Below are 15,293 nucleotides of genomic sequence, written 5' to 3'. Positions count from 1 at the left end.
GAGCCTTCTTGACCGCCGTCATCGCGGAGTCCGCCGGCCCCGCCGAACCCTCCGGACCCGGCTCCCCCGCTGCTCCCCCCGCTCCCGCGCCGACCGGCCGGGGGCGGATCGTGCTCGCCCGGCTGCTCGCCGCCCGCTGGGCGGTGGCCGGTGCGGTCGTCGTCCTGCTGCTCTTCCTGCTCGCCTTCGGCGGCGAGTTGGTCACCCCCTGGGACTACGCCACCCCCGACTACGGCGCGCTGCGCCAACCGCCCTCGGGCACCCACTGGTTCGGCACCAACGGGGTCGGCCAGGACGTCTTCGCGCAGACGGTCCGCGGACTGCAGAAGTCGCTGGTCATCGGCCTGCTGGTGGCGCTCTTCTCGACCGTGCTGGCCTCCCTGGTCGGCGCCTGCGCCGGCTACTTCGGCGGCTGGACCGACCGGCTGCTGATGTTCCTGGTCGACCTCATGCTGGTCTTTCCCGCGTTCCTGGTCATCACGATCGTCTCACCCCGGCTGAAGGGCGCCGGCTGGCTCGCCTTCGTGCTGCTGCTCGCCCTGTTCAACTGGATGATCACCGCCCGGGTGGTCCGCTCGATGACCATCTCGCTGCGGGAGCGGGAGTTCGTACGCGCCGCGCAGTTCATGGGCGTCCGTCCGCTGCGGATCATCCTCCGGCACATCCTGCCGAACGTCGCCTCCTTCCTCATCATCGATGCCACGATCGCGGTCGGCGGCGCCGTGATGAGCGAGACCGCGCTGTCCTACTTCGGCTTCGGCGTCAAGGCACCGGACGTCTCGCTCGGGACCCTGCTCGCCGCCGGTACCAGCGAGGCCCCGGTCTTCCCCTGGCTGTTCTACTTCGCGGCCGGGCTGCTGGTGCTCTTCGTCCTGGCCGTCAACCTGATCGGCGACGGCCTGCGGGACGCGCTCGACCCCACCTCCGACGCCGCCCGGCGGCCCCGCCGCTCCCGGACCGGCGCCCGTGCCCGCGCCCGCAGCGAGAAGAAGAGGACCAGCGCGTGACCGCCCCCGCCACGACCACCGCCACGACCACCGGGGCCCCGCTGCTGCGCGTCCGCGACCTGCGGGTCGACTTCACCGGCCCGCGCGGCTCCGCCCCCGTCCCCGCCGTGCGCGGTGTCGACCTCACCCTGCACCGGGGCGAGACCCTCGGCATCGTCGGCGAGTCCGGCTCCGGAAAGTCCGTCACCGCGCTGGCCGTACTGGGCCTGCTGCCCGGCACCGCCCGGGTCCGGGGCTCGGTCCGGCTGGACGACCGCGAGCTGATCGGCCTGCCCGGACGCGAACTGGCCGCCGTCCGCGGCCGACGGATCGCCATGGTCTTCCAGGACCCGCTCTCCGCCTTCACCCCCGTCTACCGGATCGGCGACCAGCTCGTCGAGGCACTGCGGATCCACCGGCCCGGCCTCGACCGCTCCGCCGCCCGCAAGCGGGCCGCCGAACTGCTCGACCTGGTCGGCATCCCGGCCCCCGGCCGCGCCCTCGACAGCTTCCCGCACGAGTTCTCGGGCGGCATGCGGCAGCGCGCCATGATCGCCATGGCCGTCGCCAACGACCCCGACGTGCTGCTCGCCGACGAACCCACCACCGCCCTGGACGTCACCATCCAGGCGCAGGTGCTCGACGTGCTGCGCACCGCCCGCCGGGAGACCGGCGCCGCGCTCGTCCTGGTCAGCCACGACCTCGGGGTGATCGCCGGGATGGCCGACCGGGTCGCGGTGATGTACGCGGGCCGGGTGGTCGAAACGGCGGGCGTGGACGAGCTGTTCGCCGCGCCGCGCCACCCCTACACGCTGGGCCTGGTCGGGGCCGTGCCCCGGCTGGACGGGAAGCGCGGACCGCTGGTGCCGATACCCGGCACGCCCGCGCCGATGGCCGAACTGCCGCCGGGCTGCCCGTTCGCCGCCCGCTGCCCCCTGGTCGAGGACCGCTGCCGCACGGCCGAACCGCCGCTGACCGGCGACGCGGCGTCAGGCTCGGCCACGGGCACGGGCACGGGCACGGTCACCGGCAACCCGGCCGGCCACCTGGCGGCCTGCGTCCGGGCCGGTGAGCTGGCCGAACGGCGGCCCTCGCCCACCGAGGTCTACCCCGTGCCCGCGCTCCCCGCCGCGTCGGCCGCCGCACCGGTCCCCCGGGAGCAGCGCCCGCCGGTGCTGGAGGTCGAGGGGCTCACCAAGACCTTCCCGCTGCTCAAGGGCACCGTGTTCAAGCGCCGGATCGGCTCGGTGCACGCGGTGGACGGCGTCGAGCTGTCGATCAGGGAGGGCGAGACCCTCGGCCTGGTCGGCGAGTCCGGTTCCGGCAAGTCCACCACCCTGTTCGAGCTGCTGCGCCTCGCCGCCCCCGAGTCCGGACGGATCGAGCTGCTCGGCCGGGACACCGCCGCGCTCTCCCGCTCCGAGGCCCACCGGATGCGGTCCGATCTGCAGATCGTCTTCCAGGACCCGATGGCCAGCCTGGACCCCCGGATGCCGGTCGGCGACATCGTCGCCGAACCCCTGCGCGCCCAGCGGGCCGCCAAGGACGAGATCACCCGCCGGGTGCCCGAACTGCTCCGTCAGGTCGGCCTCGACCCGGCCCACGCCGTCCGCTACCCGCACCAGTTCTCCGGCGGGCAGCGGCAGCGGATCTCGATCGCCCGCGCGCTGGCCGTCCGCCCCCGGCTGCTGGTCCTGGACGAGCCGGTCTCCGCGCTGGACGTCTCGATCCAGGCCGGGGTGCTCAACCTGCTCCAGTCCCTCAAGGCGGAGCTCGGCCTCTCCTATCTCTTCGTCTCGCACGACCTCTCGGTGATCCGGCACCTCGCCGACCGGGTGAGCGTGATGTACCTGGGGCGGACGGTCGAGCAGGGAGAGGTGTCCGCCGTCTTCGACCGTCCGCTGCACCCCTACACCCGGGCACTGCTCTCGGCCGTCCCGCTGCCGGACCCGGCCGCCGAGCGGACCAGGACCCGGATCCTGCTGGCCGGCGACCCGCCCTCCCCCACCGTCCGGCACACCGGCTGCCCCTTCCGCGCCCGCTGCCCGGTGTACGCGGGACTCGACGCGGGCGCGCGCGGCCGCTGCGAGACCGAGGCGCCACCGCTCACCGCCGCCGGCCCGCTGCCGGGGGCAACGGGCGGACCGGCTCCCGACCACCGGGCCGCCTGCCACTTCCCGGAGCGGTGACGGAACGTCCACCCCGAGGGGGCGACGGGACGTCCGCCCCGGAGCGGTGACAGGGCGTCCGCCGTTCGGAGGCGAACGGCGGACGCCCGCCTCGCGGCCTCCCGGGAGCCGTGCGACAACTGCTGCTATGACCTGGTCCAACCTGACGATCATGTTCGGCACCCTCGCCCGGCTGCCGGCCACCCACTGACGGCGACCGCCGCCACGGTGAGTGACCACCCTGTCGCGATTCGGCGGATCGGCCCGATTGCGTGTAATGTCTTCCAGGTCAGCAGGCGCCGCTAGCTCAGTTGGTTAGAGCAGCTGACTCTTAATCAGCGGGTCCGGGGTTCGAGTCCCTGGCGGCGCACAGACGGTCGAAGGCCCCCTCGCAGCAGCGAGGGGGCCTTCGGCGTTCCCGGCCGCCTCCGGACCGTTCCGCCCCGTTCCCCGGAAGGCCCGGAAACGGCGGTGCGCCGACGGATAGCGTGGGTACCCGTCCTCGCACCGGAGGTGCCGCCCGCCGTGACTCCGCTCGGTCCGCCCGACCCGCCCGCCGCTTCCGGCCGGCGCCCGCTCGTACTCGCGGAGGAACTGGTCCTGCTCTGCACCGACCCGGACAGCGGCACCCTGCGGGTCTCCCGGGCCGGCTTCCAGCGGGCGGTCGCGGCCGCCGTGCTGGCCGAGCTGCTGCTGACCGGCGGCCTCGCGGTCGACGACCGCCGGATCACCGCGTTCCGCCCGGTCGGAGCGGGCGACGAGGTCACCGCCGGGGTGCTCGCCCGGCTGGAGCGGACCGGCAAGGGGCGTCGGCCCGGGCTGGACCGGGCCATCCGCCAGGTGCCCCGGGTGCCCGCGGTGCAGTCCTTCCGGGAGCGGCTGGTCGCGAGCGGGCACCTGACCCTCGAACACCGCCGGATCCTCCTGCTGCTGCCGTACCGCGCCTGGCCGCCGGTGCGCCCCACCGTCGGCGCCGAGATCGCCGAACGGATCACCGCCGCCCTGCGGGCTCCTTCCGGTCCGGGGGCCGGCTCCCCGGGAACCGTGCGGGACCAGTACCTGGCCGGACTGCTCTGGGCCGCGCAGCTGGACCGCCGGCTCTTCCCCGGCCGCGAGCACTCCGAGCTGCGGAAGTCCTTCCGGACGGTCGCCCGGGAGCAGCCGATCGCCCAGGCCCTGCGCCGGGTGGTCGGGTCGGACAACGCCGGCGGCGGCTGAGCGGCGGGAGGCGGACGCGGGGCCCGGTCGGCTTCAGCCCGGCCCGCGCGAGGTGTCCAGGACCGCCGAGGCCACCGCGTCCGGCCGGTCGAACATCAGCAGGTGCCCGGCCGGGGCGGTGCGCCGGTACTCCGCGCCCAGGAGTTCGGCGAGCCCCCGCTGGGCAGTCAGCCACTCCTCGGTCCGGGCGCCGCTCAGTCCGTCGTCGGCGGCGAGCACGGTCACCGGCAGGCCGGCCGGCAGTGGCGCGGTACGGCGCAGCGCGGCCAGTTCGGCGGCCATGTCCAGGTAGTGGGTGTTCTCCCGGAGCAGCGCCCGCAGCGACCGTCCGGTGCGGTAGCAGCGCCGGACCAGCGGCGCCGGGGCGAGGTCCTCGCGCCGCACCGTGGTGGCCCGGGCGACCGTGCGGCGCACGGTGGGCCCGAGCAGGTAGGGCACGGCGACGGCGGTGGCGGCCGCCGCGGTGGCGCGCGCCGCGAGGTCCCGCAGACCGGGGGCCGGGCGCGGCCGGGGATCGGGTTCGACACTGCCGTCCAGCAGGACCAGTCCGGCCGTCCGCGCGGGGTGCAGCCGGGCGAACGCCTCGGCGTGGAAGCCGGCCAGTGAGTGCCCGGCCACCGTGCAGCGCCCGGTCAGGCCCAGCGCGTCGAGGACGGCCCGGATCCGGTGCGCCTCCCCGGCGGCGGTCGGGACGGGCCGACCGGCCGGTTCCGGGGCGCTCAGACCGTAGCCGGGCCGGTCGAAGCGGACGACGGTGCGGTACGGGGTGAGGAAGGGGACCACGAGGTCCCAGTCGAACCAGCTGCTGCCGAGCCCGCCGGTGAGCACGCACACCGGCCCCAGGCCCTCGACCCGGACGTGCAGCGGGATGCCGTCGATCCGGACGAAGGCGGCCGGCGCCGGAGCGGACCGGGGGGCCGGCGGGCCCGCACCGCCGTCGGGACCCTCACGACCGCCCGGGCCGTCCGGGCCGTTCGGGTCCCCGGGGCCGCCGGCTCCGTTCGCGGTCGGGCCGCGAGCGCCGGTCATACCGGATCCCGTCGTTCGGTCCGGGAGGGTGCGGCCGCCGAGGCCCCGCCGGCGGCACCGGCAGCGCCGGTGCGGTCCGGCAGGCCGACGGCCGCCGCGAGCAGCGCGAGCCAGAGGGCGACCAGCAGCACCTGGAGCCGCTGGCCGGCGCCCAGCGCCCAGGTGCCGTGACCCGCCTCGAAGGCGGCGATCGCGCCCAGGCTCCAGCCGGTGGCGAGCACCTCGGCGCCCAGCAGCCACGGCCCGTACCGGCGCACCGGCGGCCAGCAGCCGTAGCGCCGGGCGGCGACGGTGAGCGCGGCCAGCCCGCCGAGCGCGCCGAGCATGGCCAGGCTGCTGGTCACGGCGTGCGCGGTGTGGGTGGCGGGGACGAGGCCCGCGGTCTCGCGGGCGGCGCACATCTCGTCGCTGGTGGGCGCGCAGCTCAGCGGCAGCCGGGAGTCGGCGGCGGTGGCCGCGCCGAACAGGGCGAGCGCGGCCCAGCCGCCCGCCGCCCAGGGCCGACGGCCGGGGCTCCCCCCGGCGGCCGGGGGTGCCGGGCGGCGGAGCCCGCGGACGGCGAGCGCGAGCAGGGCCGCCGCCAGCACCGCGAGTCCGGCCACCAGGTCGGTGGCCCGGAAGAGGCCGCCCAGCGGCTGGTCCTCGGCGGCGAGCTCGCTGATGTACGCCTGGACCGGGTCGAGCCCGGTACTGAGCACCACCTCCAGGACCCAGGCGGTGTACGCCACCGCGCTGAGCAGCAGCAGTGCGGCGACGGCCCGGACGGCGGCCTCCGGCCGGGCCGCGGCGGCGGTCGGAACGGACGTCGGGTTCGGCGTCGGGGCAGGAGTGCGCCGAGCGTTCCGGCGACCGGGGTGGGAGCTGGGCACAAATCCACCCTAGCCGTCGGCAAACTCCACCCCAACCGGGCGGAAACGGACAGACTGCGCCCGGTGACGTCCGGGTGGTTCGAGGCACCTTCGGAAGCGTGTATTGTTTTCCACGTCAGCAGGCGCCGCTAGCTCAGTTGGTTAGAGCAGCTGACTCTTAATCAGCGGGTCCGGGGTTCGAGTCCCTGGCGGCGCACCGACACCGGGGAGCCTCTCGTACACACGAGGGGCTCTCCGGCTTTTCGCTGCCCATTGACGTCCGATTTGTGTGTGATGTCGGTCTCGCTTCCCGTTGCGGTGGAGCCAACCGGCACCTTCGGCGCGTTCTGGGCTGTACACCGGAAAAGGGGCAAAGGCCCCCGACCGTCGACGGACCCGTCCGCGCGGGCCGGCCCTACGTGCCGCTGCCCCGCCCGGTGCACCCTCCCCGTCGCCCGCCCGCAGGAAAGGCCGCCGCTTTGTCCCGTAACGCCCCGAGCGGCGCGCCGCGCATCCGGAAGACCAAGGTCCGACGGCCCAGGCGCACCGGCTGGCGCCGGCTGATACCGACCTGGCGCCTGACCCTGGTGGGCCTGGTGGCCTCGGTCCTGCTCGGGGTCGGCCTGTTCGCCCTCGGCATCGCGCTGGTGAAGGTCCCGGACGCGCACGCGGCCGCGACCACCCAGAGCAACACCTGGCTCTACCAGGACGGCTCGGTGCTCGCCCGGACCGGCCAGACCAACCGGCAGAACGTCCCGCTGGACAAGGTCTCCCCCGCCGCGCAGCACGCGACCCTGGCCGCCGAGGACCGCAACTTCTACCACGAGGGCGCCGTCAACGTGCCCGGCATGGTCCGCGCCGCCGTCAACACCGCCAAGGGCGAGGGCACCCAGGGCGGCTCCACGATCACCCAGCAGTACGTGAAGAACACGTACCTGAACCAGCAGCAGTCGGTCACCCGCAAGGTGAAGGAACTCTTCATAGCGATCAAGGTGGACGCCACCGAGACCAAGGACGAGATCCTCTCCAGCTACCTCAACACCTCGTACTACGGGCGCGGTGCCTACGGCGTCCAGGCCGCCGCCCAGCAGTACTTCGGCGTCGACGCCGCGCAGCTCGACGCCGCCCAGGGCGCCTACCTGGCCACCCTGCTGAACGCCCCCAGCGCGTACGACGTCGCCACCGCCACCCCGGCGGGCAAGCAGAACGCGGTCAACCGCTGGAACTACGTGCTCGACGGCATGGTGAAGGAGGGCTGGCTGTCCGCCGAGGAGCGGGCCGCCACCGCCTTCCCCGAGGTCAAGGACCCGCAGGCGCAGCTCGGGCTGTCCGGCCAGGCCGGCTACCTGGTCAACGCCGCGACCGAGTACCTCACCACCAACCAGATCATCGGGGAGTCGGAGCTGGCCAAGGGCGGCTACACGATCAGGCTGACCGTCGACCCGACCCGCCAGCAGGCACTCCAGGACTCGGTGCAGGCCCAGCTGCACGACACCCTCAACCCGGACAAGCGGAAGAAGGACGCCGCCGTCCAGGCCGGCGCGGCCTCGGTGGACCCGAAGACCGGGGCCGTGGTGGCCCTGTACGGCGGGGTCGACTACACCAAGCACTACATCGACAACGCGACCAGGCGGGACTACCAGTCGGGCTCGACCTTCAAGGCGATCGCCCTGGCGGCGGCACTGGAGAACAACGCCAAGACCCAGTCCGGCCAGACCGTCACCCCGCGCACCGTCTACGACGGCACCAGCGAGCGCAAGGTCCGCGGCGGCAAGGGCCCCGCGTACGCGCCGCCGAACGAGGGCGACAAGAGCTACGGCCAGATCACCCTCCAGCAGGCCACCGACTGGTCGGTGAACTCCGCCTTCGCCCAGCTCGCCCAGGACACCGGGCTGGCGAAGGTGCGGGACACCGCGATCGCGCTCGGCCTGCCCAGCAACACCCCGTCCCTGGACGCGGTGGGCTCCATCCCGCTGGGCACCTCGACCCCCAGCGTGCTCGACATGGCCGGCGTGTACGCCACGCTGGACAACGGCGGCAAGCAGATCACCCCGTGGCTGGTGCAGTCGGTGGACCGCGAGGGCGAGCCGGTCGCACTGCCCGCCCACAAGACCACCCAGGCGGTCGGCGAGCAGACCGCGCGCCAGGTCACCTCGATGCTCCAGGGCGTGATCGCCGACCAGGGCGGCACCGGCTGGCGGGCGAAGGCGCTGGGCCGTCCGGCGGCGGGCAAGACCGGCACCACCGACGAGCACAAGGCGGTCTGGTTCGTCGGGTACACCCCGGAGCTGGTCACCTCGGTCGCGCTGTTCGGCCAGGACCCGGGCACCGGCGCCCAGGTCAGCCTGAGCGGCACCGGCGGGCTCGACGGCGCGGCGGGCGGCCAGTACCCCGCGCAGATCTGGACCGCCTACATGAAGGCGGCGCTCAAGGGCCAGCCGGTCGCCGACTTCCCCGCGCCCGCGGGTGCCGACGACTCGGGGCGCGGCGGCTGGGGCTCCTCCGGGGCCGGCGCCTCGCCCAGCCCCTCGGGCGGCGCGAGCTCCGCGCCGGCCGCCCCGGACGCGTCGGCGACGCCCTCCGGCGAGCCCTCGCCGCAGGCCGGCCAGGGCGGAACCGGCGGCTCCGGCGGAACGGGCGGGTCCGGCGGGTCGGGCGCCGGGTCGGAGCCCACCACCGCGCCGTCCGGCGGACCGACCACGGCTCCGCAGCCGAGCGGCGGCACCGGCGGCACGACCACCGTTCCGACCCAGCCGACGACGCCGCAGCCGACCGGCAGGCCGACCAGGACCCCGGCGCCGACCACCGCGCCCACCACGGCACCGACCACCGGCCCGACCACGGCACCGCAGCCGACCGGCGGCACCGGGGCGGACGTGGTCGCCGGGGCCGGCGCCGGCAGCTCCGGCCAGTAGCTCCGGCGAGTGGCTCCGGACGGTGTCACCGGCCGGCGACCCGGGGGCGACTCCGCGGGCACTCCGGCCGGTGACTCCGTTCCGCAGCGGAAGCTCACCCCGGGTGACGTGCAGGACCGAATAACGAAATGACCCCTTACCGAGATTGCGGTCCTACTGTCACAATTCGTCGGTGCACAGCTCGAAGCCCCCGCTCGGCCGCTCCTCCGGCCGGACCCTCGGTCTCACCCTCGCCCTCGTCTCCGCGATCGCCTTCGGCGGCTCCGGCACCGCGGCCAAGCCTCTGATCGAGGCCGGGCTGTCGCCGCTGCACGTGGTCTGGCTCCGGGTGACCGGCGCCGCCGTGGTCCTGCTGCCGCTGGCCTACCGCCACCGCGACGCCGTGCTGCGGCGGCCCGGCCTGCTGATCGGCTTCGGCCTGCTGGCCGTCGCGGGCGTACAGGCCTGCTACTTCGCGGCCATCTCGCGGATCCCGGTCGGCGTCGCCCTCCTGATCGAGTACCTCGGCCCGCCGCTGCTCATCGGCTACGTCCGGTTCGTCCAGCGCCGGCCGATCAGCCGGGGCGCGGCGATCGGCGCCGGCGTCGCGGTCGCCGGACTCGCCTGCGTGGTCGAGGTGTGGAACGGGCTGAGCTTCGACCTGCTCGGCGTGCTGTTCGCCCTCGGCGCCGCCTGCTGCCAGGTCGGCTACTTCGTGCTCGCCGACGCCGGCAGCCGGGGCGACCGCCCCGTCGACCCGATCGCCGTCAGCGCGTACGGCCTGCTGATCGGCTCGGTCGTGCTCACCGCCTTCACCCGCCCCTGGCAGGCGGACTGGAGCAAGCTCGGCGGGGACGTGGTGATGAACGGGCACACCCTGCCCGCGCTGCTCCCGGCCGCCTGGATGGTCCTGGTCGCGACCGTGCTCGCCTATCTGACCGGCGTCGTCGCCGTCCGCCACCTGTCGCCGCCGGTCGCCGGTGTGGTGGCCAACCTCGAGGCGGTGGTGGCGACCGTGCTGGCCTGGGTCCTGCTCGGCGAGCACCTCGGCCTGCCGCAGGTGACCGGCGGCCTGCTGGTGCTGGCCGGCGCCTTCGCGGCCCAGGCGAGCAAGCCCGCCGCCGTGGAGATCGCGGGAACGGCGGAGACGTCCGGCAAGGGCGGCGAGGACGTGGACCGCGCTGCGGTCCCGGCGGGCGCGACCGCGCTCGGCGAGCGGCTCGCGCGGGCCGCCGGGGCCGGGACGGGCAAGGCCCTGGAGAAGGAGCGGTAGCCAGGGGAGCCTTGGGCACCCGTACAGGGCCGGGGCCCGGGCACTCCCGGTCGGATCAGCGGCCGACCCAGCCGAACCAGTCGAGGTGACCGAGCGGCCACACCACGGCCGACACCGGACCGACCACGTTGTCCACCGGCACCGCGCCCCCGCCCGGGCCCCGCTGGTGGTACCGGGAGTCGGCGGAGTCGCTGCGGTGGTCGCCCTCGACCCAGACGTGGCCCTGCGGCACCGTCACCGGACCGAAGTCCAGACCGGCGCAGGAGTCGTCCCCGGGGTGGAGATACGGCTCGTCGACCTGGGCACCGTCGACCGTCAGCGTGGTGCCCGAGCACTGCACGGTCTGCCCGCCCGTCGCGATCACCCGCTTGACCAGGTAGTTGTCGTCCTTCGGCGGCACCAGGCCGACGAAGGAGAGCGCCGAGCCCAGCGCGTCGGTCAGCGGATTCCCGTCGCTCGCCTGCGGCGGCAGCCAGCCCCCCGGGTCCTTGAACACCACGGGCTGGCCCGGCTCGGGCTTCCAGCCGGTCAGCGGGGCGAGCTTGTTGACGCCGACCCGGTCACCGATCCGCAGGGTGTTCTCCATCGAACCGGAGGGGATGGTGAACACCTGGAACAGACAGGTCTTGATCAGCAGCGCGACCACCAGGCCCACCGCCGCCATGGCCGGGATCTCGATCCACCACGGGCGCGGCCGGCGCCCCCGCCGGCCGTTCTTCGGCGACCTGCTCCGGCGCCCCTCCGCCGCCCGGCGGGCCCGCCGGGCCTCGGCCCGGCCCCCGACCGGGGCACCCGGGGCGGCGGCCCCGGCCCCGGCATCGCCGCCGTGCGTGTCCGGCAGGTTCACCGCCATCGTCGCTGCTCCACTCTCCGGCTGCGGGGGAACCCGCACGCTACGCCAATCGGGGATCCAGGCGAAATCGGGCTTTTACCCGTGCCCGACATCCCCGTGCCCGACATCCCCGGGCCGGCGGCGACGGCGACTCCGCCCCACGGCTGCGGCGGCTCCGGCCCGCAGCGCCGACGGCCCCGGCGCACGGCTCCGCCCCACGGCTGAGGCGGCTCCGGCTCCCGGTCGGCGGAGCGGGCCGCGAGGGCCGTCAGACCGCGTCGTTCCCGCCGGTCACGGCGTCGCTCGCGATGGCCTCGTGGTGGCGGATGACCTCGGCGATGATGAAGTTGAGGAACTTCTCGGCGAACACCGGGTCCAGGTGCGCGCCGGCGGCCAGCTCGCGCAGGCGCTTGATCTGGGCGCGCTCGCGGGCCGGATCGGCCGGGGGGAGCTTGTGCTCGGCCTTGAGCCGGCCGACCCGTTGGGTCGCCTTGAAGCGCTCGGCCAGCATGTGGACCACCGCGGCGTCGATGTTGTCGATGCTCTCGCGCAGGCTGGTCAGCTCGGCCCGCACGGCGTCGTCGACCCCCTCGGGCAGTCCGGCGTCGGGGGTCGTGGGGTGGTCCGTCATCGGGCAGGCTCCGCGGCTCTCTCGGTCTTGCGCCCGGCCGTCCGGCGGCCGGGCCCGGGCCCGGGCAAATCTAACAGGGCGCCCGACGTCGGCCCGCACCATTTGGCCGATCGGTCCACGATATGGACGGCACACGGACCGACCGCCGGACGCCGCCCCGAGCTGCCCCGGCCCGCCCGCCCGGGGCCGGGCCCGGGCGGACGGGCGAGGGATTTTCGGACTCGACGGGCCGGGGCGCTACTTGTGGCAGGCCCCGGACCTGCACGTAGGCTGGGGCGCGGCAGGACCGGACGTGACGAACCAGCAGTTCCTCATTTTTCGACGGAGGTACCGATCGTGGCAACCACTCGCACCGCCCGCACCGCTTGGGAAGGCAACCTGCTCGACGGCAAGGGCCAGGTGGCGTTCGCGTCGTCCGGCATCGGCGAGTTCCCGGTGTCCTGGCCGGCCCGCGCCGAGGCCCCGAACGGCCTGACCAGCCCGGAGGAGCTCATCGCCGCCGCGCACTCCGCCTGCTACTCGATGGCGCTGTCGCACGGCCTGGCGGGCGCGGGCACCCCGCCCACCAAGCTCGACACCCAGGCCGACGTGACCTTCCAGCCGGGCACCGGCATCACCGGCATCCACCTCACCGTGGTCGGCGAGGTGCCCGGGCTGGACGAGGCCGGCTTCCTGGCCGCGGCCGAGGACGCCAAGGCGAACTGCCCGGTGAGCCAGGCCCTGACCGGCACCACCATCACGCTGTCGGCCTCGCTGGCCGGCTGACCGTCCGGTTCTCCCGCTCCTCCCGCTCCTCGGCCCCGGTGGGGCGCGCGTTCGGCGCTCCGCCGGGGCCCGGGGGCGCATTGCTGGAGCACGCGCCCTCGGTGCACATCATGTGATGTGTACCGGGGGCGTCCGCATGTATCGCCGCACTTGCCCCCAAAGCCGACGAATCACCCTGGCGGCGGTCACCGCGCGTTGCCGCCGCGTCCTATGATCGGCCGCAGCACCCTGTTCTCACGGTTCCTCAGGCGGGCTTCGGCCCGGCCCGCTCCGTCCCGAGCGTTCCGCCGCGCCGCCCGCCCCCAGGAGCCCCGGCAGGGTGCGGAGCCGGCCGCCGCAGTCGGGTGACCGGCCGGACCAGCGTCAAGCGTCAGCAGCGGACGGGAGCATGCCGTGCCGGGCCAGAACGAGGGGGCCGACGCTCACCACCCCGGCGTGCGGCACGGGGAGCCACGGGCGCAGCACCGCCTCGCACCGCCCGCCGCCCGCCCCGTCGGCGGCGGCGTCACCAACGGCACCAACGGCACCGTCGCGGGCGCCACCGCCGGCACCACCCAGGCCGTCCTGGACGCCGTGACCGGCGACGCCCCGCTCTGCCCGACCTGCTCGCGGCCGCTCTCCGACGACACCCACCGGACGGCGGACGGCGACCCCGGCACCGGGACCCCGGAGCCGGGAGCAGCCACCGCCGAGGACGGGAACCCGCTGCCGACCGACCTGCGGGTGAGCGAGGCCCGGCTGCGGGCCGCCTTCTGGGACGCCGGCATCGGCATGGCCCTGATCGACCCCGAGGACCGGATCATCGAGGTCAATCCCGCCTTCGCCGCGCTCACCGGCCGCACCGTCGGCGAACTGGCGCAGACCCACATCCACGAGATCGTCGACCCCGAGGGCATGCCGCACCGGCTCTTCCCGGCCCTCGTCCACGGCGAGCGCGACCGGCTCCGGATCGAGAAGCAGCTCAAGCACCGCGAGGGCCGGACGGTCTGGAGCAAGGTGACCGTCTCGCTGATCCGGGACGCCGCGGGCGGGCCGCTCTACACGCTCGCCCTGGTCGAGGACATCACCGAGCAGCGCCGGCTCGGCGACCGGCTGGAGTACCAGGCCCTGCACGATCCGCTGACCCGCCTGCCCAACCGGACGTACTTCTTCGAACGCCTCGACGCCGCCTGCCTCACCGCCGACCGGTCGACGGGGCCGCTGCCGGCTCCCCCGCCCCCGGCCGCCGCGGAGGGGGACGGGGACGGGACGGACGGCCCCCGGGTCGGTGTCTGCTACCTGGACCTCGACGGGTTCGCCGCGATCAACGAGACGCTCGGCCACCACATCGGCGACCAACTGCTGATCGCCGTGGCCACCCGGCTGCGGCGCGGCTTCTCCGCGCACGGCACCCGGATGGTGGCGCGGATGGGCGGCGACGAGTTCGCCGTCCTGGTGACCGACAGCCGCGGCAGCGACCAGCTGACCGACCTGGCCGCCCGGATCCTCGAAGCCCTGGAACGGCCCTTCGACGTGGCCGGCCACCGCCTGGTGGTCACCGCCAGTGTCGGCGTCGTCGAGCGCTCCGTGCAGGAGACCACCCCCACCGACCTGGTCAAGGACGCCGACGCCACCCTGTACTGGTCCAAGGCCGACGGCCGGGCCCGGTGGACCCTCTACGACCCCGACCGGGGCGCCCACCAGCTGACCCGCCAGCTGCTCGCGACCGCGCTGCGCCCGGCGCTGGAGCGCGGCGAGTTCACCATCGAGTACCAGCCGCTGGTCGGCCTCGCCGACGGTGCCGTGCACGGCGCCGAGGCCCTGGTCAGATGGCGCCACCCCCGCTACGGCACGCTCTCGCCGGACCGCTTCATCCCGCTCGCCGAGGAGTCCGGGGCGATCGTGCCGCTCGGCAAGTGGGTGCTGGAGGAGTCCTGCCGCCAGGCCCGGCGCTGGCTCACCGAGTTCCCGGAGACCGAGACCTTCGTGAGCGTCAATCTGGCCGCCCGCCAGATCTGGGACTCCGACGTGGTCGCCGACGTCGCCCAGGCCCTCGAACGCACCGGGCTGCCGGCCCGGCTGCTGCAGCTGGAGATCACCGAGAGCGCGCTGCTCGGCCCCGGCGGCCGCCCGCTCCAGGCGCTCCAGGCGCTCGCCGACATGGGCGTCCGGATCGCGATCGACGACTTCGGGACGGGCTACTCGAACCTCGCCTACCTCTCCCGGCTCCCGGTGCACGTACTGAAGCTGGACGGCACCTTCATCGAGGGCTTCCGCGACCCCTCCCCGACCGGCTCCCGGGCGGAACTCCCCGGTTCCGGCGCGCGGCGGAGCGACGCGGACGAGCAGATCGTCGGCGCGATGGTGCAGCTCGCCCACACCCTCGGCCTGACCGTGACGGCCGAGGGCATCGAGAGTGCCGCCCAGGCCGAACGGCTGCGGCTCACCGGCTGCGACACCGCCCAGGGCTGGTACTTCGCCCGCCCCGGCGAGGCGGAACTCGTCGCGGCCATACTCCGCGACAACCGGGACGGACGGGCCGCCCGGGCCCGGCGCGACGACCGCGAGAACCGGGGCGGGCGGGACGGCGGGGGCGCCCACCGGTCGGTCGGGGCAGGCCCGGACGGCCGGGAGGCGCCGGCGGCCCGGGTGGCCCGGGGCTGACTCCGG

The 15,293-nt window shown here is 75.0% G+C and carries 11 protein-coding genes and 2 tRNA genes; 9 read left to right on the top strand and 4 right to left on the bottom strand.

The annotated features are described in order from the left end of the window. Positions 1-8: 8 nt before the first annotated feature. The 4 genes from BLU95_RS25180 to BLU95_RS25165 all read left to right on the top strand — a co-directional run bounded on the left by BLU95_RS25180 (position 9) and on the right by BLU95_RS25165 (position 4,372). Positions 9-1,007: an ABC transporter permease gene (locus BLU95_RS25180; protein WP_502689742.1), complete on the top strand. Its 999-nt coding sequence runs from the start codon at positions 9-11 to the stop codon at positions 1,005-1,007. Further along, the gene (locus BLU95_RS25175) at positions 1,004-3,175 is read left to right on the top strand and encodes a dipeptide ABC transporter ATP-binding protein (protein WP_093861993.1); all 2,172 of its coding nucleotides are present in this window, start codon (positions 1,004-1,006) and stop codon (positions 3,173-3,175) included. Before BLU95_RS25180 ends, BLU95_RS25175 begins: the two co-directional genes overlap by 4 nt. A 275-nt stretch (positions 3,176-3,450) precedes the next feature. Next, positions 3,451-3,524 (top strand) — tRNA-Lys (locus tag BLU95_RS25170). Between the two features lie 155 nt (positions 3,525-3,679). Further along, complete coding sequence (locus BLU95_RS25165; RefSeq protein WP_159424990.1) at positions 3,680-4,372, top strand: GOLPH3/VPS74 family protein; 693 nt, start codon at positions 3,680-3,682, stop codon at positions 4,370-4,372. 33 nt (positions 4,373-4,405) lie between these two features. Here the strand turns inward: BLU95_RS25165 and BLU95_RS25160 are convergent, their stop codons facing one another. Together BLU95_RS25160 and BLU95_RS25155 are read right to left on the bottom strand one after the other, a co-directional pair. After that, positions 4,406-5,401 carry an alpha/beta fold hydrolase gene (locus tag BLU95_RS25160; RefSeq protein WP_093861991.1) on the bottom strand — a complete coding sequence of 332 codons (996 nt, stop codon included), beginning with the start codon at positions 5,399-5,401 and terminating at the stop codon, positions 4,406-4,408. Next, positions 5,398-6,147: a DUF998 domain-containing protein gene (locus tag BLU95_RS25155; RefSeq protein ID WP_093865108.1), complete on the bottom strand. Its 750-nt coding sequence runs from the start codon at positions 6,145-6,147 to the stop codon at positions 5,398-5,400. Before BLU95_RS25155 ends, BLU95_RS25160 begins: the two co-directional genes overlap by 4 nt. A gap of 245 nt (positions 6,148-6,392) precedes the next feature. On the opposite strand from BLU95_RS25155, the gene BLU95_RS25150 reads away from it, so the two are divergent. The 3 genes from BLU95_RS25150 (at position 6,393) to BLU95_RS25140 (ending at position 10,416) form a co-directional block, all read left to right on the top strand. After that, positions 6,393-6,466 (top strand) — tRNA-Lys (locus BLU95_RS25150). A gap of 262 nt (positions 6,467-6,728) precedes the next feature. After that, positions 6,729-9,164, top strand: a complete 2,436-nt coding sequence (locus BLU95_RS45225; RefSeq protein WP_093861990.1) for a transglycosylase domain-containing protein — start codon at positions 6,729-6,731, stop codon at positions 9,162-9,164. Between the two features lie 172 nt (positions 9,165-9,336). Continuing rightward, a complete protein-coding gene (locus tag BLU95_RS25140; protein WP_093861989.1) occupies positions 9,337-10,416 on the top strand; it encodes an EamA family transporter in 1,080 nt (359 codons plus the stop codon). Between the two features lie 55 nt (positions 10,417-10,471). Here BLU95_RS25140 and lepB read toward each other — a convergent pair whose 3' ends face one another. Together lepB and BLU95_RS25130 are read right to left on the bottom strand one after the other, a co-directional pair. Then, positions 10,472-11,269: a signal peptidase I gene (lepB, locus tag BLU95_RS25135; RefSeq protein ID WP_093861988.1), complete on the bottom strand. Its 798-nt coding sequence runs from the start codon at positions 11,267-11,269 to the stop codon at positions 10,472-10,474. Between the two features lie 247 nt (positions 11,270-11,516). Beyond that, a complete protein-coding gene (locus BLU95_RS25130) occupies positions 11,517-11,879 on the bottom strand; it encodes a chorismate mutase (protein WP_093861987.1) in 363 nt (120 codons plus the stop codon). Positions 11,880-12,215: 336 nt separating this feature from the next. Between BLU95_RS25130 and BLU95_RS25125 the strand changes: the two genes are divergently transcribed. After that, on the top strand, positions 12,216-12,644 hold the full coding sequence (locus BLU95_RS25125) for an OsmC family protein (protein WP_093861986.1): 429 nt from the start codon (positions 12,216-12,218) through the stop codon (positions 12,642-12,644). 393 nt (positions 12,645-13,037) lie between these two features. Next, on the top strand, positions 13,038-15,287 hold the full coding sequence (locus tag BLU95_RS25120; RefSeq protein WP_231977771.1) for a putative bifunctional diguanylate cyclase/phosphodiesterase: 2,250 nt from the start codon (positions 13,038-13,040) through the stop codon (positions 15,285-15,287). The last annotated feature ends 6 nt before the right edge of the window (positions 15,288-15,293 follow it).

Origin of the sequence: Streptomyces sp. TLI_053, assembly GCF_900105395.1 — a bacterium.
Taxonomy (GTDB): domain Bacteria; phylum Actinomycetota; class Actinomycetes; order Streptomycetales; family Streptomycetaceae; genus Kitasatospora.
Note: the sequence above shows the minus strand (reverse complement) of the source record. Positions and strands in the feature narration are given on the sequence as shown.